At 70.8% G+C, this 26,022-nt stretch carries 20 protein-coding genes; 9 read left to right on the forward strand and 11 right to left on the reverse strand.

Annotated elements, in window-relative coordinates:
- The first annotated feature begins 14 nt into the window (after positions 1–14).
- The 3 genes from A3Q37_RS06835 (at position 15) to mltG (ending at position 3,765) form a co-directional block, all read left to right on the forward strand.
- A complete protein-coding gene (locus A3Q37_RS06835) occupies positions 15–1,832 on the forward strand; it encodes an ABC transporter ATP-binding protein (RefSeq protein WP_065479071.1) in 1,818 nt (605 codons plus the stop codon).
- Positions 1,833–1,871: 39 nt separating this feature from the next.
- Complete coding sequence (locus A3Q37_RS06840) at positions 1,872–2,483, forward strand: hypothetical protein (protein WP_065479074.1); 612 nt, start codon at positions 1,872–1,874, stop codon at positions 2,481–2,483.
- 421 nt (positions 2,484–2,904) lie between these two features.
- Complete coding sequence (mltG, locus tag A3Q37_RS06845; protein WP_065479077.1) at positions 2,905–3,765, forward strand: endolytic transglycosylase MltG; 861 nt, start codon at positions 2,905–2,907, stop codon at positions 3,763–3,765.
- A gap of 67 nt (positions 3,766–3,832) precedes the next feature.
- Here the strand turns inward: mltG and A3Q37_RS06850 are convergent, their stop codons facing one another.
- The 6 genes from A3Q37_RS06850 to A3Q37_RS38295 form a co-directional block, all read right to left on the reverse strand.
- The gene (locus A3Q37_RS06850; protein ID WP_255311754.1) at positions 3,833–4,963 is read right to left on the reverse strand and encodes an NAD(P)/FAD-dependent oxidoreductase; all 1,131 of its coding nucleotides are present in this window, start codon (positions 4,961–4,963) and stop codon (positions 3,833–3,835) included.
- Positions 4,964–5,095: 132 nt separating this feature from the next.
- The gene (locus tag A3Q37_RS06855; protein WP_065479087.1) at positions 5,096–6,304 is read right to left on the reverse strand and encodes an LLM class flavin-dependent oxidoreductase; all 1,209 of its coding nucleotides are present in this window, start codon (positions 6,302–6,304) and stop codon (positions 5,096–5,098) included.
- A complete protein-coding gene (locus A3Q37_RS06860; protein ID WP_065479090.1) occupies positions 6,301–7,329 on the reverse strand; it encodes an ABC transporter substrate-binding protein in 1,029 nt (342 codons plus the stop codon). Before A3Q37_RS06860 ends, A3Q37_RS06855 begins: the two co-directional genes overlap by 4 nt.
- Positions 7,326–8,195 (reverse strand): ABC transporter ATP-binding protein, encoded by an 870-nt coding sequence (locus A3Q37_RS06865; protein WP_065479093.1) that lies wholly within the window; start codon positions 8,193–8,195, stop codon positions 7,326–7,328. Before A3Q37_RS06865 ends, A3Q37_RS06860 begins: the two co-directional genes overlap by 4 nt.
- Positions 8,168–9,055, reverse strand: coding sequence for an ABC transporter permease (locus tag A3Q37_RS06870; RefSeq protein WP_079137682.1), 888 nt, complete (start codon positions 9,053–9,055; stop codon positions 8,168–8,170). The genes A3Q37_RS06865 and A3Q37_RS06870 overlap by 28 nt, the downstream gene beginning before the upstream one ends.
- 272 nt (positions 9,056–9,327) lie before the next feature.
- On the reverse strand, positions 9,328–9,429 hold the full coding sequence (locus tag A3Q37_RS38295) for a putative leader peptide (protein WP_350772794.1): 102 nt from the start codon (positions 9,427–9,429) through the stop codon (positions 9,328–9,330).
- A gap of 74 nt (positions 9,430–9,503) precedes the next feature.
- Between A3Q37_RS38295 and A3Q37_RS06875 the strand changes: the two genes are divergently transcribed.
- A complete protein-coding gene (locus A3Q37_RS06875; RefSeq protein WP_065479102.1) occupies positions 9,504–9,926 on the forward strand; it encodes a YjbQ family protein in 423 nt (140 codons plus the stop codon).
- An 83-nt stretch (positions 9,927–10,009) separates the two neighbouring features.
- On the opposite strand, the gene A3Q37_RS06880 is transcribed toward A3Q37_RS06875, so the two are convergent.
- From A3Q37_RS06880 to A3Q37_RS38300, 3 genes are all read right to left on the reverse strand, one after another.
- Positions 10,010–11,827: a tetratricopeptide repeat protein gene (locus tag A3Q37_RS06880; RefSeq protein ID WP_065479105.1), complete on the reverse strand. Its 1,818-nt coding sequence runs from the start codon at positions 11,825–11,827 to the stop codon at positions 10,010–10,012.
- Positions 11,828–12,131: 304 nt separating this feature from the next.
- Positions 12,132–12,593, reverse strand: a complete 462-nt coding sequence (locus tag A3Q37_RS06885; protein ID WP_079137683.1) for a hypothetical protein — start codon at positions 12,591–12,593, stop codon at positions 12,132–12,134.
- Positions 12,521–12,907 (reverse strand): transposase, encoded by a 387-nt coding sequence (locus tag A3Q37_RS38300; RefSeq protein WP_369691443.1) that lies wholly within the window; start codon positions 12,905–12,907, stop codon positions 12,521–12,523. Before A3Q37_RS38300 ends, A3Q37_RS06885 begins: the two co-directional genes overlap by 73 nt.
- Positions 12,908–13,117: 210 nt before the next feature.
- On the opposite strand from A3Q37_RS38300, the gene A3Q37_RS06890 reads away from it, so the two are divergent.
- Positions 13,118–13,417 (forward strand): hypothetical protein, encoded by a 300-nt coding sequence (locus A3Q37_RS06890; RefSeq protein WP_255311755.1) that lies wholly within the window; start codon positions 13,118–13,120, stop codon positions 13,415–13,417.
- Positions 13,418–13,911: 494 nt separating this feature from the next.
- Here the strand turns inward: A3Q37_RS06890 and A3Q37_RS06895 are convergent, their stop codons facing one another.
- The gene (locus tag A3Q37_RS06895) at positions 13,912–15,033 is read right to left on the reverse strand and encodes a mannose-binding protein (protein ID WP_065479111.1); all 1,122 of its coding nucleotides are present in this window, start codon (positions 15,031–15,033) and stop codon (positions 13,912–13,914) included.
- A gap of 251 nt (positions 15,034–15,284) precedes the next feature.
- Here A3Q37_RS06895 and A3Q37_RS06900 point away from each other — a divergent pair, with 251 nt between their 5' ends.
- The 4 genes from A3Q37_RS06900 to A3Q37_RS06915 all read left to right on the forward strand — a co-directional run bounded on the left by A3Q37_RS06900 (position 15,285) and on the right by A3Q37_RS06915 (position 21,910).
- Positions 15,285–15,911 (forward strand): type VII secretion system-associated protein, encoded by a 627-nt coding sequence (locus A3Q37_RS06900; RefSeq protein WP_065479116.1) that lies wholly within the window; start codon positions 15,285–15,287, stop codon positions 15,909–15,911.
- A complete protein-coding gene (locus tag A3Q37_RS06905; RefSeq protein WP_065479119.1) occupies positions 15,908–17,206 on the forward strand; it encodes a ricin-type beta-trefoil lectin domain protein in 1,299 nt (432 codons plus the stop codon). Before A3Q37_RS06900 ends, A3Q37_RS06905 begins: the two co-directional genes overlap by 4 nt.
- Positions 17,207–17,312: 106 nt before the next feature.
- Positions 17,313–20,624 carry a right-handed parallel beta-helix repeat-containing protein gene (locus tag A3Q37_RS06910; RefSeq protein WP_065479122.1) on the forward strand — a complete coding sequence of 1,104 codons (3,312 nt, stop codon included), beginning with the start codon at positions 17,313–17,315 and terminating at the stop codon, positions 20,622–20,624.
- Complete coding sequence (locus tag A3Q37_RS06915; protein ID WP_065479125.1) at positions 20,621–21,910, forward strand: S8 family serine peptidase; 1,290 nt, start codon at positions 20,621–20,623, stop codon at positions 21,908–21,910. The genes A3Q37_RS06910 and A3Q37_RS06915 overlap by 4 nt, the downstream gene beginning before the upstream one ends.
- 34 nt (positions 21,911–21,944) lie before the next feature.
- Here the strand turns inward: A3Q37_RS06915 and eccCa are convergent, their stop codons facing one another.
- Complete coding sequence (gene eccCa / locus A3Q37_RS06920) at positions 21,945–25,958, reverse strand: type VII secretion protein EccCa (RefSeq protein ID WP_218064544.1); 4,014 nt, start codon at positions 25,956–25,958, stop codon at positions 21,945–21,947.
- Between the last annotated feature and the right edge of the window lie 64 nt (positions 25,959–26,022).

The following is a 26,022-nucleotide window of genomic DNA, read 5'->3' on the forward strand; positions in this document are numbered from 1 at the left end:
CGACGAAGGAGCCCATGAAACCCGACGAACCCACGTGGACGCCCCCGCCCGATGCCCGCACCGCCGCCGACCGGCCGCCCGCCGAGGTGCGCCGCATCCTCCGCCTCTTCCGCCCCTACCGCGGCCGCCTGGCCGTCGTCGGCCTGCTGGTCGGCGCATCCTCCCTGGTGGCGGTCGCCTCCCCGTTCCTGCTGCGCGAGATCCTCGACACCGCCATCCCGCAGGGACGCACGGGGCTGCTGACCCTGCTGGCGCTCGGCATGATCCTCACCGCCGTGATGACCAGCGTCTTCGGCGTGCTCCAGACCCTCATCTCGACCACCGTCGGCCAGCGCGTCATGCACGACCTGCGCACCGCCGTCTACACCCAGCTCCAGCGGATGCCGCTCGCCTTCTTCACCCGGACCCGCACGGGCGAGGTCCAGTCCCGCATCGCCAACGACATCGGCGGCATGCAGGCGACGGTCACCTCCACCGCGACCTCGCTGGTCTCCAACCTCACGGCCGTCATCGCGACCGTCGTCGCCATGCTCGCCCTCGACTGGCGGCTCACCGTCGTCTCGCTGCTCCTGCTGCCGGTCTTCGTCGCGATCAGCCGCCGCGTCGGCCGGGAACGCAAGAAGATCACCACCCAGCGCCAGAAACAGATGGCCGCGATGGCCGCCACCGTCACCGAGTCCCTCTCGGTCAGCGGCATCCTCCTCGGCCGCACGATGGGCCGCTCCGACTCCCTCACCCAGAGCTTCGCCGAGGAGTCCGAGCGCCTGGTCGACCTCGAAGTGCGCTCCAACATGGCCGGCCGCTGGCGGATGTCCGTGATCGGCATCGTGATGGCCGCCATGCCCGCCGTCATCTACTGGGCGGCCGGACTCACCTTCGCGTCCGGAGCCGCCACCGTCTCCATCGGCACGCTCGTCGCCTTCGTGACGCTTCAGCAGGGGCTGTTCCGCCCGGCGGTCAGCCTGCTCTCCACCGGCGTCCAGATGCAGACCTCCCTCGCCCTCTTCCAGCGCATCTTCGAATACCTCGACCTCACGGTGGACATCACCGAACCGGAGAATCCGGTCCGGCTGGAGAAGATCCGCGGCGAGATCGCCTTCGAGAACGTCGACTTCAGCTACGATGAGAAGAACGGCCCGACGCTCACCGGCATCGACGTGACCGTCCCCGCGGGCGACAGCCTCGCGGTCGTCGGATCCACCGGCTCCGGCAAGTCCACGCTCAGCTATCTGGTGCCCCGGCTGTACGACGTCACCGGCGGCCGGGTCACGCTCGACGGGACCGACGTCCGCGACCTGGACTTCGACACCCTCGCCCGGGCCGTCGGCGTCGTCTCCCAGGAGACGTATCTCTTCCACGCCTCGGTCGCCGAGAATCTGCGCTTCGCCAAGCCGGAGGCCACCGACGAGGAGATCGAGGCAGCGGCCCGCGCCGCGCAGATCCACGACCACATCGCCTCCCTGCCCGACGGCTACGACACGATGGTCGGCGAGCGCGGCTACCGCTTCTCGGGCGGTGAGAAACAGCGTCTCGCCATCGCCCGCACCATCCTGCGCGACCCTCCGGTGCTGATCCTCGACGAGGCGACCAGCGCGCTCGACACCCGTACGGAACAGGCCGTGCAGGAGGCGATCGACGCCCTGTCCGCCGGACGGACCACGCTCACCATCGCGCACCGGCTCTCCACCGTCCGCGACGCGGACCAGATCGTCGTCCTGGAGGACGGCCGGGTCGCCGAGCGCGGTACGCACGAGGAACTGCTCGACCGCGACGGCCGCTACGCCGCCCTGATCCGCCGCGACTCCCACCCGGTCCCGGTCCCCGCCCTCTGACGTCACCGCCATGGCCCGCATACGGCATGATCGCCGCGCATGAGAGCTCTCCTCGGGGTGGAACTCCCCGGCTACCGCACCGTCGACACCGACACCTGGCTGAACGACCACGGCGATGTGCTGTCGCTGCACTTCTTCGACCTGCCGCCGGACCTCCCGGCCGCGCTGGACGACGGCCCGACCCTGCGGCACGGCCTGACCCACTTCACCGCACAGGCGGGCGGCGGACTCATCGAGGCATCGGTGAAGCCACTGGGCGAACTGCCCGCCCTGCGGCAGATACTCAAACTGCCGCTGCCGAACCAGCCCAGCGGCCAGGCGTTCATCGGCAGCTTCACGGTGCCGCGCGCCGCGTGCAGCACCGTGGTGAAGATCCAGGCGGCGGAGCGCGGCATGACGGGCATGCGGGAAGCCGTGGTGATGGCCAAGCTCGGCCCCAACCAGTACTTCCGACCGCACCCCTACGCACCCGAGGTCCAGGGCGGGCTGCCCTTCCACGCGGCGGACCACGCCCAGTGGGACGCGGAGTTCCCGGACCACCCGCTTACCCGGGTCCGCCGGACGCTCGACACTCTCGCGGCGGCGGTGACGGTGGCACCCGAGTTCGCCGCACTGCCGCCCTTCGCGGGACCGGCCGCGCCGACCGGCTGAGCCGACCTGCTCCGTACACATGGCAGCACGGCACACACGACGGCGCCGCCGCTCCCGTGGGACGGGGAGCGACGGCGCCGGGCGGAGCAATGGTCAGACGAGCCAACCCACGAAGTGGACGACGCCGGCCAGCAGGTTGGTCAGGAAGTTCATCTGGTCTTTCTCCTTGTACGTGGTGCATCTGTGGGACTGCGCAGTAGCGGTCCGAAGCCCGTTGACTGCGCTCTGCAATCATCACGCCCCGGACGAGTGAAGAGCAACGAATCCCCTGACGATCACGCGTTCCAGCGAACACCCGATCCCTTGTTCGTGTGTTCCGGCCACGGGTGTTCTGTCCGCGCCGTACGGCGTTCGTGTCGCCGGAGCCGACGCCGAGGTCGGGCTACCGGCCGTGGCTCGCACCCCGGGTTAACGTGCCCGCATGGTGAACGAGTCCCCGGACGCCCGCCCCCGTCGCAGACTCCGCCCGACCCGCCGCGGGAAGATCGTCCTGGTCGTCGGCGCACTGCTCGTCGTGTCGGCCGCCGTGCTGATCCCCCTGTCCCTGACCGGATCGGACGAGCCGCCGAAGAAGCGGGAGAGCCCGCAGAACACTCTGATGATCCCCGAAGGCCGTCGCGTCTCGCAGGTGTACGAGGCGGTCGACAAGGCGCTCGACCTGAAGCCCGGCAGCACGCTGAAGGCCGCGTCGACGGTGGACCTGAAGCTGCCCGCCCAGGCCGAGGGCAACCCCGAGGGGTACCTCTTCCCGGCCACGTATCCGATCGACGACACGACCGAGCCCGCGGGCCTGCTGCGCTACATGGCCGACACCGCCCGCAAGCACTTCGCCGCGGACCATGTCACGGCGGGGGCCCAGCGCAACAACGTCTCCGTCTACGACACGGTCACCATCGCCAGCATCGTCCAGGCCGAGGCCGACACCCCGGCCGACATGGGCAAGGTGGCCCGGGTCGTCTACAACCGGCTGCTCAAGGACATGCCGCTCCAGATGGACTCCACCATCAACTACGCCCTGAAGCGCTCGACCCTGGACACGACGACCGCCGACACCCAGCTGGACAGCCCGTACAACAGCTACCGGATCAAGGGCCTCCCGCCGACGCCCATCGGCAACCCGGGCGAGGAGGCGCTGCGCGCCGCCGTCAGCCCGACGCCGGGCCCCTGGCTCTACTTCGTCACGGTGGGCCCCGGCGACACCCGGTTCACCGACAGCTACGACGAGCAGCAGAAGAACGTGGAGGAGTTCAACCGCGGCAGGGGCTCAGCGGCCGGGAGCTGACCGGCTCGGCTGCGACGGGCTGACCGAATCGGCCGACGGAGGGAAGGCGGCGGGAGGGCGGAGGGGATCAGACCCCGGGCACCGGCACGGCAACGGCCGCCCCGGCTTCCTGGTCCGCCCGCCTGTCGCCCGTCCCCTTCAGCAGCCGCATGACCGACCGGACCGCCGCGCGGCCCGCGCGGTTCGCGCCGATGGTGCTGGCGGAGGGCCCGTACCCGACGAGGTGGACGCGCCCGTCCCGTACGGCACGGGTGTTCTCGGCCCGGATGCCGCCACCCGGCTCACGCAGCTTCAGCGGGGCCAAGTGGTCCACGGCGGGCCGGAACCCGGTCGCCCAGAGGATCACATCGGTCTCGACGACACGGCCGTCGTCCCAGGCCACACCGGTCGGCGTGATCCGGTCGAACATCGGCAGCCGGTCCAGCACCCCCTGCTCCCGGGCGCGCCGCACGGCATCGTTCAGCGGCAGCCCCGTCACGCTGACCACGCTCTTCGGCGGCAGCCCGTTACGTACCCGCTCCTCCACCATCGCCACGGCCGCCCGCCCCCACTCCTCGGTGAACGGTCCCTCGCGGAAGACCGGTTCACTGCGGGTCACCCAGAAGGTGTCGGCGGCGAATTCGGCGATCTCCATCAGATGCTGCGTACCGGAAGCGCCACCTCCGACCACGAGGACGCGCTGCCCCGCGAACTCCTCGGGCCCCGGGTAGTTCGCCGTGTGCAACTGCCGCCCGCGGAAGGTCTCCTGGCCCGGATAGCGCGGCCAGAACGGCCGGTCCCAGGTGCCGGTCGCGTTGATCAGGGCCCGTGCGGCGTACGTCCCCTCGGACGTCTCCACCAGCAGCCGCCCGCCGCTTCCTTCCCGTACGGCGCTCACCTCCACGGGCCGGTGGACCCGCAGGCCGAAGCGGTCCTCGTACGCGGCGAAGTACGCGCCGATCACCTCCGAGGAGGGTCGGTCGGGGTCGGCCCCGGTCAGCTCCATGCCCGGCAGCGCGTGCATCCCGTGGACCTTGCCGTACGTCAGCGAGGGCCAGCGGAACTGCCACGCGCCGCCCGGCCGGGGCGCGTGGTCCAGCACGACGAAGTCGTCGTCCGGCTCCAGCCCGACGCGGCGCAGATGGTAGGCGGCGGACAGCCCCGCCTGACCCGCGCCGATGACGACCACGTCCAGCTCGCGCACCCCAGAAATGTTCACGCTTCTACTAACTCGTCGGGCGCCCGGGATCTTCCCGAGCGCCCGACGAGCATCGCCGCGAGGCCCGCAGGCCGTCACCGTGAGGCCCCCAAGGCAGCCACTGTGAGGCCCCCAAGGCCGTCACCGCACGGCTCAGCGGCCTCCGGCGAGCAGCAGGGGAGCCCCGCCCGGCGCCGGGACTGTCCGGCTCTCGGCACCGTTCACACCCAGCAGCGGCGAGGCGGGCCCGGTCGGCAGCAGCCCGCGGCGGGACAGCTCGGGGGTGACGCCCTCGCCGAACCAGTACGCCTCCTCCAGATGCGGATACCCGGAGAGCACGAAGTGCTCCACGCCCAGCGCGTGGTACTCCTCGATCCGGTCCGCGACCTCCGCATGGCTGCCCACCAGCGCGGTCCCGGCCCCGCCGCGTACGAGACCGACGCCCGCCCAGAGGTTCGGCGCGATCTCCAGCTTGTCCCGCGAACCGCCGTGCAGCGCCAGCATCCGCTGCTGCCCGACCGACTCGCTCTTCCCCAGCGCCTGCTGCGCCGCCGCGATCGTCTCCGGATCGAGGTCGCCCAGCAGCCGGTCGGCGGTCGCCCATGCCTCCCGCGATGAATCCCGCGAAATGGTGTGCAGCCGGATGCCGAACCGGACCTTGCGCCCCTGCTCCTCCGCCAAGCCGCGAATCCAGTCGATCTTCTCCTTCACGGCGGCCGGCGGCTCGCCCCAGGTGAGATAGACATCGGCGTGCGCGGCGGCGACCGGCCCGGCCGCCGCCGACGACCCGCCGAAGAAGATCTCCGGCAGCGGGTCCGGCGGCAGCGCGGTGAGCCCGCCCTCCACCTGGTAGTGCTCTCCGTCGAAGTCGTACGGCTGCCCGCTCCAGGCGCCCCGCACCACCGACAGGAACTCGGCGGTGCGCGCGTACCTCCGGTCATGGTCCAAGTGGTCCCCGAAACGCCGCTGTTCGGTCGAGTCGCCGCCGGTGACGACGTTGAGCAGCAGCCGCCCGCGGGTGATCCGCTGATAGGTGGCGGCCATCTGCGCGGCCAGCACGGGCGAGATGACCCCCGGCCGGAACGCCACCAGGAACTTCAGCCGCTCGGTGTGCTGGGCGAGGGCCACCGTGGTCAGCCAGGCGTCCTCGCACCAGGTACCGGTCGGCGTCAGTACGGCTTCAAAGCCCAACTGCTCCGCCGCTTTGGCGATCTGGGCCAGGTACTCGATGTCCGGGGCGCGCACGCCGCTCACGGGGGTGATCCGGTCGCGCTTGATGCCGCCGTCGGTGTACGCGTGCCGGTCCACGAGCGTCCGGCCGTCGCCGCCGGTGGGCAGGAACCAGTGCAGATGGACGTTCATGAGGAGGCCTTTCCGTAGGAGCGCGGCGCGGTGGAGGAAGGGGGAAGGTCGCGGTTGAAGCGGGTGTCGACGTAGTCCTCGAAGTCGAACCGCCGTGGAATCAGCTTGAGTTCGGCAAAGGTGTCGGCGATCTCCTGCTCGGAGGCGATGGCGGCGGCGTCGATCGCCACCGGGACGCGGGTGCCGTAGGAGCGCTTCACGGCGTCCAGCGCCACTTCGTACGGAAGCCCGGTCTCCTTCGCCCAGACCTTCGCCCACTCCTCCGGGTGCTCGAAGACCCACTTCTGGGCCCGCTCCAGCCGTACGAGCAGATCGCCGATGGCCTGGGACTTCTTCGTGTCCTTGAGCGAGGCGGGCGAAGCCACTTGGAATCCGAGGCCGTTGACGACACCTTCGCCGGTCGTGAGGACCCGGGCGTCCGAGGTGCGCAGGACCTGCGAGGTGTACGGGTCCCAGATCGCCCAGGCGTCGACCTTGCCCCGGCTGAACGCGGCGAGCGCGTCGGCGGGCTGGAGGTAATTCAGCTCTACGTCCCCGATCCCGAGCCCGGCCTTCTTGAGCGAGGCGACCAGCTGGAAGTGGGCCGAACTGCCCTGGGCGACGGCGATGGACCTGCCCTTGAGCTGGGCGGGCTTCTTCAGCGGGGAGTCCTCGGGCACGACGATGACCTCACCGGCCGGCGAGCCGTGCGTGGCGCCGACGACAGCGATGTTCGAGTCGGCCCCGGCCGCGAAGACGGGCGGCGTGTTGCCGACGCCGCCGATGTCGACGGCCCCGGCGCTCACGGCCTCCAGCAGGGGTGGCCCCGAGGTGAAGGTGGACCACTTGATGCGGTAGTCGAGGTTGTCGAGCTCTCCGGAGGCCCGCAGGATGGCCTCGTAACCTCCCTTCTGGTCACCGACGTTGAGCGTGAGGCTGCCCTTGCCGTCGGTGTTGTCACCCGAGTTCGCGGACGAGGCGCCGCCGCACGCGGAGAGAAGGAGGGCGAGGGGGAGGAGCAGGGCGGGCAGGGTGCGACGTTTCATGACAGCTCTCCGTGATGAGGGTGGGGGTGTACGGGCGATACGTCGGGGCTCTCCGCGCTCTCCGTACGGGCCTGGGGGCGGCCGACGCCTTCGACACCCGGCTCGTTGGCGCGGCCCGCGTCCTCGACGCCCAGTTCGGTGAGCAGCCGGGAGCGCAGGTCGGTGAAGCCGGGGGAGCCGACCGTGCGCGGCCGGTCCAGCGCGACGGCCGTGTCGTACGCGATCCGGCCGTCCCGCATCACCAGCACCCGGTCGGCCAGCAGCAGGGCCTCGTCCACGTCATGGGTGACCAGGAGCACCGCGCAGCCGCGCCGCTGCCAGAGCTCGGCCACGAGCTGCTGGGCCTTGATCCGGGTCAGGGCGTCCAGCGCGCCGAACGGCTCGTCGAGCAGCAGCAGATCGGGCTCGCGCACCAGGGCCCGGGCCAGCGAAGCGCGCTGGGCCTCTCCGCCGGACAGCGTCTTGGGCCACGCCCCGGCCCGCTCCGCGAGACCGACCTCCGCCAACGCCTGCTCGGCGACGGCGCGTTCGGGCTTGCCCGGCAGCCCGAGCAGCACGTTGCGCCAGACCCGCTTCCAGGGCATCAGGCGCGGGGCCTGGAACGCGACCGCGCGGCGGCGGGGCACCAGGACGGTGCCGGAGATCTCCCGGTCGAGCCCGGCGAGCACTCGCAGCAGGGTCGACTTGCCGCACCCGCTGCGTCCGAGCAGCACGGTGAACTCGCCCGCGTTCAGGGTGAGATCGAGGTCGTCGATGACGGAACGCCCGTCGAAGGAGCGGGTGAGCCCTTCGACGCGTACGGCGGCTTCGGAGGCGGGAGGGGGTTCGAGGTGGGTCTTCACTGGCCGGTGAAGGTCGGTCGCCATTGCAGCAGCAGCCTTTCGAGGATCCGGACGATGACGTCGGCGGTGAGGCCGAGGAAGGCGTACACGACGAGACAGACGACGATCACGTCGGTCCGGAAGAACTCGCGGGCCTGGTTCATCAGGAACCCGATCCCGGCGTCGGCGTTGATCGACTCACCGAAGACGAGCGCGAGCCAGGCGGTCGCCAGCGAGTAGCGCAGACCGGTCATGGCCCCGGGCAGCGCCCCCGGCAGCACGACATGCCGAACCAGCCCCCATCGCCCGAGCCCCAACGACGTACCGGCTTCAATGAGTTGGGCATCGACTCCCCGAATGCCCGCGTACACGTTCAGATACAGATGAAAGGCCACCCCGAGGGCGATGAGGGCCACCTTGGGCGCCTCGCCGATCCCGAGCCAGATGATGAAGAGGGGGATGAGCCCGACCCAGGGCACGGTGCGCAGCATCTGTACGGTCGCGTCGACGAGATCCTCCCCGAGCCGCGAGAGCCCCGACACGAGCGCGAGCGCCGTCCCGACGACCCCGCCGAGCAGGAGCCCCACGACCACCCGCTGGAGTGAGACCCCCATCGCGGCGGGAAGCGTCCCGTCGGCCATCAGATCGGCGCCGGCGCGGGCGATGGTCCCGGGCGAGGCGAGCACATCGGGATCGAGTACCCCGGTGGCACTGAACACCTGCCACAACCCGAGCAACAGCAGGGGCCCCACCGCACGCCGCACCCACCGAGGCGCGGCCCGCAACCGCGACCGCCGGACGGAGGCCGGGACGACGGCCTCCAACTCGGGCGCCGTACGCGTCGGCGCGGAGGGTTTCTCGAGGGGTACGGGTTTCACGGACGGTGGTGCATGGCTGACGGTCATGACAGCTCCAGGGAGGGACGCACGGATGCGCAGGCAGGCGGGCAGAGGGGCAGGGGGCACGGACATGCCGGAGCAACCCCGTAACCACGCACGCACGAGGACCGACCGACGGCCGGCAAAGGCGAATGCGGGAGAGGGGGCAGGAAGCTCAGCGGATGCTGGTGCGGCTGGTGCGGATGTGCGGCGGCACGGAGCCGGACGCGACTACACCAGAACGAGCGACGGAATACCGCAGACAGCGCAGGGGCGGCCCGGAAGTCGCTGAGAGAACGTCAGCAGCCGCGACAACACGCGGCGGAAGCCACTCGCAGCAGGTCGATGTGACCGCGCGAAGTGAGCAGAGCTGATCGGAACATGGCGCTGAACGTAGTCATCCGGTCGGGACACGGTCAATGGCGTCTCGGAGCGTGGACGCGTCATCTCACCTCGGTGAGGTGATGATGGAGGCATGTCCGATTCCTTCACCACCACGGTCCTGAACATCACCACGGGTACGGCCGAGACCGTCACGGACCTGACGCGCGCCTGCGAGGAGTTCCTCACCCGCACCGCCCCCGGCCGCGACGGCCTGCTCAACGTCTTCGTCCCGCACGCCACGGCCGGCATCGCCGTACTGGAGACCGGCGCAGGCAGCGACGACGACCTCCTGGCCGCCCTCCACCACCTGCTCCCCGCCGACGACCGCTGGCAACACCGCCACGGCAGCCCGGGCCACGGCCGCGACCACGTACTCCCGGCCCTGGTCCCGCCCCACGCCACCCTGCCGGTGATCGGCGGCCGACTGGAGCTGGGGACCTGGCAGTCGGTCTGCCTGGTGGATACGAACCGGGATAATCCGGAGCGGCAGGTGCGGTTGAGCTTCCTCGGCTGACCAAGGTCGTTGAGCTGGGGGCGTGCCGCTGATTCTCCCGGTCCTCGCGCAGGACAGTTCTTGATCCTTCACGGCCTCGTTTCTCACTCGTTCTTTTCAGCGGCTTTTCGAGCTTGGGTGAGCCTTTCGAGTGAAGCCGTCTCGGCGTAGGTGTTTTCGAATTCGCGGAAGATTTCTACGGCTCGTGTGTACGCGATGACGGCCTCTCCGTGAAGGCCTGCGCTCTCAAGTGTTCTGCCAAGGCTGTCGAGTGCTTCGGCCTCGCGGTGGAAGTCGCCGTACTTCCTATAGGAATTGGCGGCTTGCGATAGTTTTTCGATGGCCTCACGGTATTGATGCAAGTGGTGGAGTGAATTGCCGATATTGTTGAGGGCCTGGGCTTCGTCGTGGCCGCTTCCGTTAGTGCGGTGAATTTTGATGGCCTGGCGGAATGCTGTGACGGCTTCTCCGTGACGGCCTGCAAGTTGGAGCGCAGTGCCGATATTGTTGAGTGTCTGGCCTTCGCCGTAGCTGTGATCAAATTTTCGATATATGGCGATCGCTTTCTTGGATATTTCGATCGATTCGGCGTAGCACCCCAGAAGAGTGAGTGTGGCACCGATGTTCATAAGTGCCTGGGCTTCGGGAATTGATTTTCCGAGATCGTGGTAGATCTCTATTGATTGGAGGTGAGTGTCAAGAGATTCCTTGTGGCGGCCCAATTTATGGAACGCGTTGCCGAGATTATTAAGTGCGTGGGCCTCGCTGAGGCGATCCTTGAGTTCCCGGGATATGGCCAAGGCGAAAGCGTTGATTTCGCGCATCTCTCGAAAGCGATTTCGATAATCCAGGTAGAGGCTTAACGAGTTCGCGATGGTCAGAATTGGGTGGGGGTACAGGGGGGCGGCGCAGAAGATGAGGGAGATAAGGTTCTGCGATTCGGAGTCCAGCCACTTCATTGCGGCAGTGTGGTGAGGGAAAGCAGTGAGTTCGGGCTGTAGGGGTTGGGCGATCAGGCATGTGTTGGCTTGTGAGCAATTGATGGTGTAGTAGGTCACGAACCGCCCCTGTGCTTCCTCCTCACCCTCGCCGGGCGGCAGCTCGTAGGCGAACAGATGGATCAGGTCGTGCATCCGCCAGCGATCCGAGCCGATGGGTTGCTCACTCAGCAGGCCGGCACGGGTAAGGGAGGCCAAGCTCTTGCGGGTTTCGCGCGGTGTCCGGTCGCTCAGAGCGGCAGCGGCCTCGGTGGAGAGATCCGGACCCGGATTGTGGGCAAGCAAGCGAAACATCTTCGCATCCTGCTTTTTCAAGCGTTGGTGAGACAACTTGAATGCGGCGCGTAGCCCGAGGGTGTGACCGTCGGCGTCTTCGTGTTCCAGCGTCGTTAACCGGGTGCGGGCGTCGGCGAGTTCATTCACCAGGACAGCGGCGGGAAGTCCGGGGTCATCGACAAGCAGGGCGGCGGCGATGGTCAAGGCCAGTGGCAGCCGACCGCAGTAATTCGCCACTTGCCTCAGCGCCGATGAAGATGCTTCGGCGCGAGGATCGTCGGGGCGCACTTCGGCAAGAGCGGTAGAGATCAGAGCGGTGGCCGATTCGGTGCTGAGCTCGTCGAGGGAAATGAGGCGGGATGGGAGATCGGGGGCGGCCAGGGCTTCGCGGGAGGTCGAGAGAAGACGGTGGCAGGTATGTGCCGGGATGAGGGAGCGGAGCTGACCAGGGCCAGAGGCGTCATCTGCGACGATCAGGACCGCTCCGTGGTCTTTGGCCCGGCGAGTCAACTCCGACTGGTAGAGAGCGGCCTGCTCCTCGCCCGTCGGCGGCAGGTCCGTGTCTCGTACTCCCAGCGCCCGTAACAGAATCTCCAGTACCTGTTCAGGTTTGAGCGCGCCTGTCGGAGCGTAGCCGCGCAAGTGCACGAATAAAACTCCTCCTGGGAAGAGGCCCAGGGATACCGCCTGGTGGGCAGCATGTAGTACCAGAGCAGTCTTTCCAACGCCCGGGAGGCCTGTCACGACCGTGGTGGTCGGTCCTTCCGGTCCCAAGGCATCCAATACTGCGGCGGTCGGTTTCTCCCGGCCGATCAGCCGTCGCGCGGCCGGGAGAGAGGCCAAGGACTGAGGGGCGGCAGAGTTCGATTGCGTGAAGTATTGGTTCCCGGCAGCCAGGTAGTTCTGACCGTTGCCGGAGGCTCGAGCGTACTGTTTGTTGCTCCGCAACAAGTCAAGCCCCTTCGGCGGTCCGCTCGCAGCCGCTCTGCTCGATGCGGCTATACCCGGACGCCTCCGCGCGCTGCTCGATCCGCTCAGGCCCGGTGCGCAGGCCTCGCAGGCCCCGGCCGCCGGACTGGAAAACGCGTGCCTCGTCCGATGCCTCCGCGTGCTGCTCGACCTGTGCCGCGCCGCCGCCGGTCTGCTTGACCGTGCTGCTGCCGGCGGCGGTGGCCGTCTGGACCAGGGTGCGCGTCCGAGGCGGGGGTGTGAGTGTCGGCGCCTGCTGTTCGCGTGTGGCCCACCAACTGAGGCCCGCGAGAACCGCCGTGGCTGCGATGGCGGCGAAAGCGAGGGCCGTGTCGAGCCGTGCCCCGTCCTCCGTCGGTAGCCAGCTCCACGTCAGCGCCCGTACGACCGCGACGCATACCCCGAACGTGACGATCGTCGCGCCCCCGGCAATAGTCCATCGCACCGCGCGAACCATGCCCGCCCCCTTGTGAAGTTCCGGCCTGAACAGCCCCACATACCAAGCACCCCATGGTGCCGAACGGTGACGTCCCTGTCGCACCGGATCACCGAATCGGCTGAGGACTGTCCTGAACTCTGCTCCTGGGGAAGGCGTTCCCACTGAATGCCGGTGTGCAGCACGTACAGGATTCCGCCAGGATCTGACAGTCCGGGGCCGGAAGGCGACCGGGATACCGGGACCGTTGTCCCCTTCTTCGGAAGCAGCAGCTCGATCCGCTCCCACAGGTCATCCGGCACGATCCACGGTGAAGTCCCCACGACTCGGACAACGCCCAACTCGTCTACGAATCAAATCTCCGCAGGCCATCGCATGGCCAGGTCGGCCTCCTCGTCCAGCTGAGCGTGAAGAAACGTCACAAGACAGGGCTGGGGAGCGGGAGGCCCCTCCTGGACGCTGCGGAACCGCGCTCTTGGTCCGCGTCGCAAACGGACAGTTTGAGTTGCCTTCTCGCGCGGGCGATGTGGGACATGCGTCTGACATGGCGTGCTCGCGGGATCCTGGCGGAACTCGCCGTCGGCTATGCACCTGGGCAGGAACCCACGATCAGTGAGCTGGTCGCCCTCACTCGGGACGAGCGTCTGGCTGCCGAGGGCCGCGAGGCTTTCCGTACAGCGGTCGGTGAGCTGCGTGGCCTCGGCTATCTCTCTCCGGACGCCTCCACGGCCTCCGGTGTGGGGGAGCGCCTGGTCGTCGATCTCGCCCCGGCTGCGGAAGCCTGGCTGATCCCGCAGCATCGTGGCCTCGGCCTGTACCCGGACGGGAGCTGACCATCGGCCGGGCCGGCAGAACGTCTGACCTGGTGTGACGGGAACGGCCCGCCTGTCCTGCGGGCATGACCCAGCCCATTGAACTCGTCATGTTCGACTGCGACGGCGTGCTCGTCGGCAGCGAACGCGTCGCGGTGCGTGGATGCGCTCGTTCTGGCCAAGCTGGGATGGAAACTCACCGAAGCCGAGATCATCGACCGGTTCATGGGGCTTTCCAGCCGGTCGATGACGCGGTAGATAGAGGACCACCTCGGGCGCCGTCCGCCGGCCGACCGGGAGGAAGAGTTCAAGCCTCTCTAGCATGATGCGCTCGCCGCCGAACTCACCACCCCCGTCGACGCCTTCGACGCGCTCACGCAGGTCGAGCACGGCAAACCGGCCCCGGATCCTTCCTTCACGCCGCGCGGACTATGGGGGTCGCATCTGAGGCATGCGCCGTGGTCGAGGACAGCCCGGCCTCCTCGCGGGTCAGTGACCCCACATGGTCACGCCCGTCACGTCGACCAGACCACCTTGCCGTTGTGCACGATGACCACCTTCGCGTCGGGCCTCAGGACCAGCTGGGCGCCGCCGAAGTCATGCGTCTTGGACGCCCAGATGGGGCGGTCGTCGCCGTTGTGGATGACCAGGTTGCCGTCGGGCTGGAAGATCGCCCGGTGGTTCTCGCCGAAGGTCATGGCGGCCCAGATCGGTTTGTTCCGCTCGTTGTAGACGACGAGGTTGCCGTCCTGCTGCATCGTCATGCGGATGCGGTTGGTGGCCCAGGACTGGCCGACCCCGATGGAACTGGTCGCGGAGACCGTCTGGGTGCCCCAGTCCGGCTTCGGGGCCGCCTTTGGCTTCGGTTCCGGCGAGGCCTTCGGCTTCTCGGCGGGGGCGGTCGTACGGGGAGCCGGCGACGGCGCCACAGGTGCGGGAGCGGCCTTTGGCGCGGTGGTCCTCTTCTGTTCCGTCGGGGACGGCTTGGGCTTCACCGCCACGTAGTCGTCCAGCGCCGCCGGGGCCGACTCCGGGTTGAGAACCGTGTCGGCGCTCCCCGCGACCGGCGTGGTGGCGGGGCGCCGCGGCTCGTCGTCGTTCGCGCTGCCCATCAGCAGCACGGGTATCGCGACCAGGGCGGCGCCGACGAACGCCGCCCCCGCCAGGACCGGGGTGCGGGGGCGGCCCTTGTCGGCGGCGGTGAGGGTCCTGGTGTCCGGCTTCGCGGCGACGGCCGCTGCCAGGGCGATGGCCTCCGTGCGGCCTTCGGAGGCTTCGGTGGTCTGTGCCGTGGACGAGGGGTCGGAGGGGGTGGCGGGGGCGGCCTTCGGGGATTCCTCGGTCGGGGCTTTGGTGGTGGTCGTGGCTTCGGCTTCGGCCCGTGTTGGGGGTTCCTCGGGCGGGGCTGGAGCCCGGCTCTTTTCGGTGCCGGCCCTTGCGGCGGGCTCGGTCGGGATCTCCTCGGTGCCGGTCGTCGCGGCGGCCTCGCTCCGGGGCTCCCGCGCCTCGGTCGCGGCGGCGGACGACGGGGACGCGGGGCCGGACTCCTCCGTGGTGGGCGGCGGGGAAGCGGCGCCGGACTTCTTCTCGGCTGCTGCCGCGGACTCGTTGCCGGGGGCGGGGGGCTCGGGGGGCATGCGCTGACTCCTCCTCGTGGGCGAGCCCAACGTAGCCCCTCGGGGGAGCGGGAGAGGCCACTCGCCTCGATGCGCCTCCGTCGCTTTGTCATCCCACGCCTTTCCTGTCCCGGAACGTTCCCCGCTCGGGCAGCAAACGGGCAGGCAGACGGTCGATACGGGCCCGCTGTCGGACCCCGTCAACGGGGCGCGTATGACATCCTGTTGAGGCCGTTCGGCACTCAAAGATTCGTACGGAGCCAAGAGTTCAGGTGGATGCCTCCCTCGTGCCGGAAGCCGTGAAGGACGCCGCACGTCGCGCGCCCGGCCACTGGATCGGAATCGTCGATCCGGAGTGGACGCAGGCGCGGACGCCGCCGGAGTGGGCCGTGCTGGGGGAGTGGCAGTCGGACGCGAGCGGGAGTGTCGGCGAGTACCGCGCCAACCCCGCCTACCGTCCCTCGGCCCGGCTCCTCGGCTGGCCGGAGCCCACCGATCCGGTGGACGCTGCCGCCCAGCGGGCCGCCACCGGGTACGGCACGGCGGACGAGGCGCTCGCCGCACTCGCGGAGGCGGACGTCACCGTCGTACGCGGGCCGGACGGCGGGCCACTCATGGCCGCAGGGCGGGACGGGGCGCCGGTGGTGCTCCTGTTCACCTCGCCCACCCACGCGTTCATGTCCGCGGCACTTCACCATGACACCGTGTCCGCCCGGGAGTTGGCCGGGTCGCTGGCGGGCACCGGCGCGCTGCTGATGGTCAACTCCGGTGCCGCTGCTCCGCTGCTCGTTCCCGCCGACAGCCTTCCCGGTGCCGTGAGTTCCGGGCCTGTGGCCCCGGCCGTCGGCGGCCTCGATCCGACCGAACCCTGGCCCCACACCACAGGGAGGACCCCGTGACGCGTTCGCCGTCCCCGCAGAGCCCCGCCTCCGCTCCCGCCCGGGCGGGAGCGGAGACCGAAGCCGAGGCCGCTGAGGCGGAGAAGGTCCCTGAGGCAGAGACGACCCCGCAGGTCGCGAAGGTCCTCGAGACCGAGAACGCCAAGGGGGCTGAGGAGGGCGAGAAGACCGAGAAGGCCGAGGAGGCTGAGGAGGGTCAGCAGGGCAAGCGCCCCGAGGTCCAGGCCTCGCAAGCCCAGGCCCCCGAGGCCCAAACCCCCGAGGCCCAGGCCTCCGAGGCGCCGACTCCTCAGGCCTCCCACGCCCCCGACGCCCCAGCCACAACGCCCGGCGCCACCACCTCCGACCCCGAGGCCGACCCCAGCGCCTCCGCCGCCGCCCAGAGCCGGCTTCCCGCTCTCGTACGGACCATGACCGCCACTGCCACCGCCATCGGCCGGCCGCAGCAGGAGGCCGGGCCCGTCGGGCGGCCCGGCAAGGCCGCGCTCGCGGGGGCGGCGGTTGTCGGCGCGCTGCTCGTGTCGGTGCCCTTCCTCGTGCTTGCCGGGAACAACGACGACGGGCCCGAGCGGACGAAGGCCGCGGGGGCCGGGACCGTCCTCGACGGGAGCGGGCCCGAGGCGCCGGGCGAGTTCGCCGTCACCGCGCCCGGCACCAGCGCGCCCGCGGATACGGATGGGGAGAGGGGTGAGGAGAAGCGGGAGAAAAGCGGTAACCCCGTGCCCGCCATCCCTCCGGCGGACGGCAGCAAGGCCGAGGCGAAGAAGGATGACGGACCCGAAGACCCGCCGAAGAAGGCCGATCCTGCCAAGGAGAAGTCCAGCGAGAAGGCCGAGGAGAAGGGCAAGACCGAGAGCGGCGGTAGCAAGAACCAGCCCGCCAAGGCTCAGCCCGCCGTCACCTTCAGCGGGCCCGTCTCCTTCCGCAGCCACCTCTCCGGGCGCTGCCTCGACGTCCCCGGTCACAACTTCAACGACGGCCAGCCGCTGTTCATGTGGGACTGCAACGGCGCCGACGCCCAGAAGTGGCGCTTCGGCTCCGACGGCACGATCCGGGCCAGGGACAAGTGCCTGGACGTGGCCAACGCGAACTTCGCCAACGGCTCCCGTATCCAGCTCGCCTGGTGCAACGGCTCCGCCGCCCAGAAGTTCACCCTGAACGGCGCCCACGACCTGGTCAACACCGTCGTCGGCAAGTGCGTCGACATCCCGAACCACAGCAAGGGCCGGGGCCCGGAGACCTATCTGATCCTGTGGGAGTGCACCGGGCTCGACAACCAGAAGTGGAGCACCTGACCCGGGCGCACGCAGCGAGACATGATGGCATCGCCGGACCGCCGAAACGCGTCCCGGCGAACAGGGGCGTCCGGCCAGGACGCCGCCGGAGCAAGGAGGTTGGTGCGTGTCGCGCCAGGTACTGACGGTCGGCCCCGCGGACCGTTTTTCCACGATCGGTGAGGCGCTCGCCGCCGCCCGTACCGGGGCGCTCATCAGCGTCCGGCCCGGGACGTACGCGGAGAACCTGGTGATCCACACCCGGGTGACCCTCACCGCCGCCGAGGGACGGGGCACGGTGGAGATCCGGCCGCGTTCGGGCAGCGTCATCGCGCTGCGCGCCGACGCCGTCATGCTCTCCGAACTCACCCTGCGCGGCGGGGACTCCGAGCTGCCCGCCGTCGATGTGCGGCGCGGGCAGGCCGCGCTCGACGGGTGCGAGATCGTGGGCGCCGCCTGGACCGCGATGCTGGCCGGCGGGACCGGCTCCCTCGCGCTGCGGGACTGCCGCGTGAGCAACCCGCAGGGCGCCGGGATCGTCGTCACCTCCACCACCCCCACCACCGTCGAGTCCTGCACGCTCGAACACCTCGGCACCAGCGGCATCGTCCTCGCCGAACAGGGCGAGGCCCGCGTCCGCGACTGTACGGTCCGGGGCGCCCGCGGCAACGGGCTGCTGGCCAACGGCGATACCCGGGGCACCGTCGAGGACTGCGACATCTCCTCTACCGACAAGCCCTCCATCGCCCTGGAGGCCAACTCCGCCGTCTCCGTCGTCCGGACCGTGGTGCACGACACCAGCACCGGCGTGCACCTGAGTACGGCCGGCCGCACCACCCTGGAGGACGTCCGCGTCACCGGCGCCTCCGGCAACGGGATCGTCCTCGCCGTGGGCACCGACCCCGTACTGCGCCGCTGTCGCGTCTCGCGCGCCCGTGGGCACGGCCTGTTCGTCACCGACCGGGCCCGCGGCACCTTCGAGGACTGCTGGGTCGACGGTGCCCAGGGCGCGGCCCTGCGTGTGGCCGGGGCGTCCTCCCCGGCGCTGACGGGGCTGACCGTCCGCGACTGCGAAGGGGCCGGGCTGCTCCTGGAGGAGGACGCGGCACCCGAGCTGGACCGCCTGGAGGTCATCGGTTCCTCGCCCGCCGTCGCCCTCCAGGGCGGCGCCAACCCGCTGCTGCGCCGGGCCAGGCTGGTCGAGCCCGCCGGTGACGGCATCGCGGCCACCAAGGACGCCCGGGGCCGTGTCGAGGACTGCGAGATCGTCCGGCCCCAGGGCGCCGGGGTACGGGTGGCCTCCGGCTCCACCCTCTACCTGGCCGGTGGCGGGGTCTCCGACACCGCCACCACCGGACTGGTCGTGGAGGACGGCGGCAACGTCACCGTCCGCGACTTCCGCGTCGAGATATCCGGCGAGGAAGGTGTGGTCGTCGACGCCGGTGGTGAACTGACCGCCAACCGCACCACCGTCCACGCCGCCAAGGGCCATGGCTTCCTCCTCCGCGAGGGCGCTCTCGCCTCGCTCAGCGGCTGCGAGGCCAACGGCGGTACCCAGGACGGTTTCCGGGTGGAGTCCACCGCCCCCGTCTCGCTCGTCAACTGCACCGCCCGGGAGAACGAGGGCGGTGGCCTGGTGCAGACCGCGCCCGGCGAACGGCTCGCCGTGGACGGCCTGAACAGCGTCTCCAACGGCAAGCGCGACGCCTGGGGCAGCGGCAGCGCGGAGAACACCGACCCGGCCGGATCCGGCGCCGCCGACGCGCCCCCGCCGGACCGTGCGGACGGCCCGCTCGGCGCTCTCAACGCGCTGATCGGCCTGGAGAACGTCAAGCAGCAGGTACGCACCCTGGTCAACCTCACTCAGCTCGCCCAGCGCCGCGAGCAACTCGGCATGCCCGCACCGCCGATGAGCAGACACCTGATCTTCGCGGGCCCGCCCGGCACCGGTAAGACCACCGTCGCCCGGCTCTACGGGGCGATCCTCGCCGAGCTGGGTTCGCTGCGCAGCGGCCACCTGGTCGAGGTCTCCCGCGCCGACCTGGTCGCCCAGGTCGTCGGCGGCACCGCCATCAAGACTTCCGAGACCTTCCAACGGGCCCTGGGCGGCGTCCTGTTCATCGACGAGGCGTACACCCTCACCGCCGACAGCGGCAACGGTGGCGCCGACTTCGGTCGCGAGGCCGTCGACACCCTGCTGAAGCTCATGGAGGACCACCGCGACGACGTAGTGGTGGTCGCCGCCGGATACTCCCGCGAGATGGACTCCTTCCTCAGCTCCAACCCGGGCCTCGCGTCCCGCTTCTCGCGGACCGTCGAGTTCGAGAACTACTCCGTGGACGACCTGGTCGCGATCATGGAGAGCATGTGCACCCAGCACCAGTACGAGCTGGGGGAGGGCACGGCCCAGGCGCTCGCCGCCCACTTCGGGGCCATGGACCGGGACGCCGGATTCGGCAACGGCCGTGCCGCGCGCGGGGTGTTCGAGGAGATGGTGGACCGGCAGGCGATCCGGCTCTCCGCCCAGGCGCAGGTCAGCGAGAGCGATCTGCGGCTGCTGCTCCCCGAGGACGTCTCCGCCACCGCCGCCGCGTCGGCCGCCGAGACCGCCGTACCGGCCGACGACCCGCTCACCCGCCTCGGCGACATGATCGGACTGGCCGAGGTGAAGCGCGAGGTCGCGGATCTGGTCAACCTCATCACCACCGCCCGCCACCGTGCCGCCGCCGGGCTGCCCGTCCCCACCCTCAGCAACCACCTGGTCTTCACCGGACCGCCCGGCACCGGTAAGACCACCGTCGCCCGCCTCTACGGCGAAGTGCTCACCCAGCTCGGCGTGCTGGAGCGCGGTCAGCTGGTCGAGGCCGCCCGCGCCGACCTCGTCGGCCGCTACATCGGCCACACCGCCCAGTTGACCCGCGAGGTCTTCGAAAAGGCCCGCGGTGGCGTCCTGTTCATCGACGAGGCCTACACCCTCACCCCGCGCGGCGGCGGCGCCGACTTCGGCCAGGAGGCGGTGGACACCTTGCTGAAACTGATGGAGGACCACCGCGACGAGGTCGTCGTCATCGTCGCCGGATACACCGACGAGATGGAACGCTTCCTCGCCTCCAACCCCGGCCTCTCCTCCCGCTTCCCGCGCCGGATCGCCTTCGCCGACTACTCCTCCGAGGAGCTGGTCACCATCGTGCGCGCGCAGGCCGCCGCCATGGGGTACGAGTGCGGACCGGGCACCGGACCGCTGCTCAAGGAGCACTTCGACGCGGTACCCCGCGACCGGTCCTTCGGCAACGCCCGCCTGGCCCGCCAGGTCGTCGAGTCGATGGTCACCCGCCAGGCGGGCCGGATCAGTTCGCTGGCCGCGCCCACCCTGGACGACCTGCGCATCCTCCTCCCGGCCGACGTCACGGCCGCGACCCCGAAGGCGGTGCCGCAGTGAGGCCGCCCGAGCGACGGACGACCGGGAGGCCCCGGACGGGCAGGACGACCCGACTGCTGTACGGAGCCGGGCTCGCCGCCGCCCTGGTGGTGCCCCTGGCCGCACCCGCCCAGGCCGGACCCCACCCCCGTACACCGATGGCACTCCCCGCCGCCGACGGGCCCAAGGGGCAGGAGCTGCCCGGCATGCCCACCGCGCTCGACGCCCGGGCCGAGGCCGTCGCCTGCACGCCCGCCTCCAAGGAGCAGGCGAAGAAGCAGGACTGGTCGCGCCAGCGCCTCGACCTGAACCGGCTGCACCGGCACACCACCGGCGCGGGCGTGACCGTCGCGCTGATCTCCACCGGCGTCGACCCCGGGGCCGAAGGACTCGACGGCCGCGTCACCGCCCGGGGCGAGGCCGCCGACGACTGCGTCGGCCAGGGGACGTTCCTGGCCGGGCTGATCGCCGGGACCGGCGGCCCCGCCCCGCGCCTCGCCGGGGTCGCCCCGGGCGCGGAGATCCTAGCCCTGCGCGGTACCGACCGGCGCGGGCAGCCGGACCCCGCGCTCGTCACGGCGGCGGTGCGAGCCGCGACCACCGCCGAGGCCGACGTCATCGCGGTCGCCGTTGCCCTTCCACGTAAAGACACCGCACTCACCCGAGCCGTCGCCGAGGCCCGCAAGGCCGGGGCGGTGGTGGTCGCGGCGGCCGCCCCGGAGCCGCCGTCGCGCGGCTCGGCCGACGAGATCCCCTCCCGTACCTACTGGCCCGCCAGAGAGCCCGGCGTCCTCGCGGTCGCCGACATGCTGCCCGCCGGAGCCCGGCCGGACGGCGCACTGCCCACCGAGGGCATCGATCTGGCAGCCCCGGGCGCCGGAGTGGTCTCCGGCGGGCCGCGCGGGAAGGGGCACTACCTCGGCGGCGGTGTCGCGGTGGCTACCGCCTACGCGGCCGGGGCCGCCGCGGCCGTCCGCGCCGCCCACCCCGAGGAGCCGGCCGACGCGGTGACCCGAAGGCTGACCGCCACCGCGTACCCGGCCGACATCCCCCAGCTGGACGCCTACGCAGCCGTCACCACGGTCCTCGGCGACGCCGCCCCGCCCGCCGCCGGTGCGGAGCGAGCCACCAAGGCCGTGGCCGTACGCGACACCTCCGACACCGACCGCGCCACCGGCCGGGCCGTCCTCTTCGTCCTCCTCGGATCGGCTGGCGTCCTCTCCGTCCTCTGGGCGGGCTTCGCCCTCACCCGGGCCCGCGCCCGGGGCTGGCGTCCGGCGGGGGCGGGCACCCCGGACCAGGGCTGAAGGCTGGAGGGGACCCTTCCACGCTTGCTCGGCCCTACTCCACCAGGGCCGTCTGCACCAGCCGCGGCTTCCGGCGCTGGATGTGCAGGGCCCGGCCCGGCGGCAGGTTCAGCGGCTTCGCGTTGCCGAAGAGGCGGCCCTCCGTGGGCGGGCAGGACAGCAGGACCGCCGGGTTGTTGGCCTCGTCCAGACGGCGGATCAGCCCGTCGCTCAGGCCCCGGCCCGCGCCCATCGCGCTCCGGGCGACGACCAGATGCAGGCCCATCTCGTAGCCCAGGGTCAGATGCTCGAAGAGCGGCTCGAAGGGGCTCTGGAAGGAGTTGCCGGAGACCATGTCGTAGTCGTCGACCAGGATGAACAGGCGCGGGCCCGTCCACCAGTCGCACCGGCGCATCCGGGCGGGCGAGATGTCGGCACCGGGCACCCGGGTCTTCATCGCGCGGGCCGCGCCCTCGATGGTCTCGTTGAGATTGTCGAGGGAGATGACATGCCCGATGCGGTACTCCTCGGGGATGGCGTCGACCAGGGTGCGGCGGTAGTCCACCGCGATGATCTTCGCCTCCTCGGGGGCGTACCGGGCGGTGATGCCCTGCGTGACGAGGCGCAGCAGGTTGGTCTTGCCGCTCTCGGTGTCGCCGACCGCGATCAGGTGCGGGGTCCGGCTGAAGTCGTGCCAGACCGGCTCCAGCGCGTCCTGGTCGAGACCGAGCGCGAGGCGCATGCCACCGCCCTCCGTGGTCTCGGGGGAGGGGAGTTCGGCGACCGGCAGCCGGTGCGGGAGCATCCGTACCTGCGGGGCGGAGGGGCCGGACCAGTGCCGGGCGATCTCCCCGACCAGATGGGCCACGCCCTCACCGAGGTCGTCCAGGGAACCGCTGCCGTCCAGCCGGGGCAGGCCCGCGAGGAAGTGCATCTTGCTGTCGGCGGTGATGCCCCGGCCGCCGGTGCGCGGCACCGAGCGGGCCTTGCGGGTGTCGATCTCGGAGTCCATCGGATCACCCATCCGCAGCTCAAGGCGGGTGGCGGCCTGATCGCGGACCTGCGCGGACAGCTCCACCCAGCGGGTCGTGGTGATGAGCAGATGGATGCCGTAGTTGAGTCCCCGGGCGGCGAGTTCGTTGAACTTCGGGATCAGGTCGTCGTAGTCCTGGCGGACCGTGGACCAGCCGTCGACCACCATGAAGACATCGCCGAACGGCTCGTCGGGGAACTCGCCTGCGGCACGGCGCCGCCGGTAGGACTGCATGGAGTCCAGCGTGTGGTCCACGAAGAACTGCTCGCGGCGGGCCAGGAGCGCCATCACCTCGGCCACCGCCCGGTGCACCCGCTCCGGGTTGAGCCGCGCCGCGACCCCGCCGACATGGGGGAGCGCGGCGAGCTGGGAGAGTCCGCCGCCGCCGAAGTCCAGGCAGTAGAACTGGACTTCGGCCGGGGTGTGGGTGAGCGCCAGGGCGGCGATGAGCGTCCGGGCGAGCGTGGACTTGCCGCTCTGCGAACCGCCCGCGACGGCGACATGGCCGCCCGCCCCGGAGAGGTCCACGATCAGCGGGTCGCGCCGCTGCTCGAACGGCTTGTCCACCAGCCCGACCGGGACCCGCAGCTTCCCCGTGCCCGGCCAGCCCGCCGCCGTCAGCCCCCGCTCCTTGTCCGGCGCGATCCCGGGCAGCAGTGCGTCCAGCGGCGACGGCTCGTCCAGCGGCGGCAGCCACACCTGATGGGCGGCAGGCCCGGAGTCGCGCAGCCGGTCCAGTGCCACGTCGAGCAGCGCCTCCTCGTCCTCCTCGCTCGAAGGCTGCGGCTCGGGCGCCGCCTCCAACGTGCGCGGCACCACCCACCCACTGGTCCACGGCACCACCTGACTCGCCACCCGGGCCTGCACGACGGCCCCCGTACGACGTCGGTACGTCCCCGAGGAGTACGCGGCACGGAACCGGGTCAGCGCCTCCACCCCGGACTTCAGATAGCCGCTGCCGGGCGCGGCGGGCAGCTCGTAGGCATCCGGTACGCCGAGCACGCCACGGCTCTCCATCGCGGAGAAGGTCCGCAGCCCGATGCGGTACGAGAGATGGCTCTCCAACTGGTGCATACGCCCCTCGTCCAGGCGCTGCGAGGCGAGCAGCAGATGCACGCCCAGCGAACGGCCGAGGCGGCCGATCATCACGAACAGCTCCATGAACTCCCGGTGTGTGGAGAGCAGTTCGCTGAACTCGTCGACCACCACGAAGAGGCTGGGCAGCGGGGCCAGATCGGCTCCGGCGGCGCGGGCCCGCTCGTACTCCAGCGCCGAGGTGTAGTTGCCCGCCGCGCGCAGCAGCTCCTGGCGGCGGATGAGTTCGCCGTGCAGGGCGTCCTGCATGCGTTCCACCAGGGCGACTTCGTCGGCCAGGTTGGTGATCACGGCGGAGGTGTGCGGCAGTTCCTCCAGGCCGAGGAAGGTGGCGCCGCCCTTGAAGTCGACCAGGACGAAGTTGAGCGTCTCGGAGGAGTTGGTGAGGGCGAGGCCGAGGACCAGGGTGCGCAGCAGCTCGCTCTTGCCGGAGCCGGTGGCGCCGATGAGCATGCCGTGCGGGCCCATGCCGCCCTGCGCCGACTCCTTGATGTCCAGCTCGACCGGACGGCCGTCCACCCCGACCGCGATCGGCACCCGCAGCCGGCCGGAGCCGGAGTGCCGGGCGAACAGGGTCCCCGGGTCGTGCCGGTGCAGATCCGGAATGCCGAGCAGGGTTGTCAGCTCGACGTCGGTGTCCAGCGGCTGCGCGATATCGGTGCCGAGGCTCATCCGGCGCGGGGTGAGCAGCCGGGCCAGCGACTCCGCGCCGAGCGGCCCGAGCCGGTCGGGGCGGCCGAGCGGCACCGAACGCTCCTTGCGGCTGCGGTCGGTGCGCACCAGGCTCACCTGGTCGGACCCCACGGTCAGGCGCAGCGTGTTGCGGCCGGGCCGCCAGCGCAGCGCCCCCGACACATCCAGGATCAGGGCGTTGCGGTAGCCGTGGCCCTCCCAGCGGTGGCCCTCCGGGACGCTGACGCCGTCCAGCACGACGACGGTGTACGGCTCGTCGCGGCCGGGCCGGGCGTCCGGGTCGAAACCGGGGCGCTCGGCGAACTCGGCGCCGAGCAGATCGTCCAGCTCGGTCAGGTCGGCGGTGATCCGGCGGGCCTGCCCCGCCCCGTCCTCCTCGTGCGGATCCAGCACGTGCGGCAGCCACTTGACCCACTCCCAGTCGGCCCGCCGCTCGTCGCTGACGCAGAACGCGATCCACAGCTCCTCGGGCGCGTGGAACACCGCCAGCTGCCCGAGCATCGCCCGCACCAGGGCCCGTACGGCATCCTGCTCCGGGGCCTGAGCGTCGGGCGACGCCCCGTCCGGCCCCCCGTCCGGCTCCTCCTCCGGGCGCAGCAGGATCCGGGCCGAGGAACGCAGATAGAGCCCGAGCGGCTGCTCCGGGATGGTGGAGTAGGCCCGGATGAAGCGGCGCAGGGCGTGCGCGCAGAGGGGTTCGAGATCCTCCACCGGCCGGGTGGAGACGGGGCTGAGGGTGAGGGCCAGCTGCTGTTCGCCGACCGCGAGCCGGACCTCGCCGAAGTCCTCGTCGGCCGGGCGGCGTTCCCACAGCCGTGAGGTGCGGGCCAGCGAGCGGAGCGACGCGGGCTCCGGGTGACGCCAGGCGAGCGCCCGCTGCTGCTCCGCGATGGTGGTCCGCACCCGCTTGCGGGTCTGGGCCAAGTAGCGCAGATAGTCCCGCCGTTCACCCTTCAGCCGCTGCTTGCGCTCGCTGGAGCGGCGCATCAGCTGCCCCAGCAGCATGGCGCCGGCGGAGAGCGCCATGACGCCCATCGCCAGATACATGAAGACGCCGTTCCCGCCGCCGGGGCGCAGGAACATCAGCATCATCGACACCGACATCAGCGCCATCGGCAGATACGTCCACACCGCCGAGGTGTCCGGCACCGTCTCCGCGAGGACGGGCGGCTCCTGGAGGGTCAACTGCCCCTCGGGCATCTCCGGTCCGCGCCGGCGGGCCGGGCGGCGAAACAGCACGACACTCAAGGAACAGAACCTCCGGTTCACTGGCATTCCCGGCCCGCCGAATACCGGTGCGCCCGGCAGCGGG

It is taken from the genome of Streptomyces sp. PTY087I2, from assembly GCF_001687325.1.
Taxonomy (GTDB): domain Bacteria; phylum Actinomycetota; class Actinomycetes; order Streptomycetales; family Streptomycetaceae; genus Streptomyces.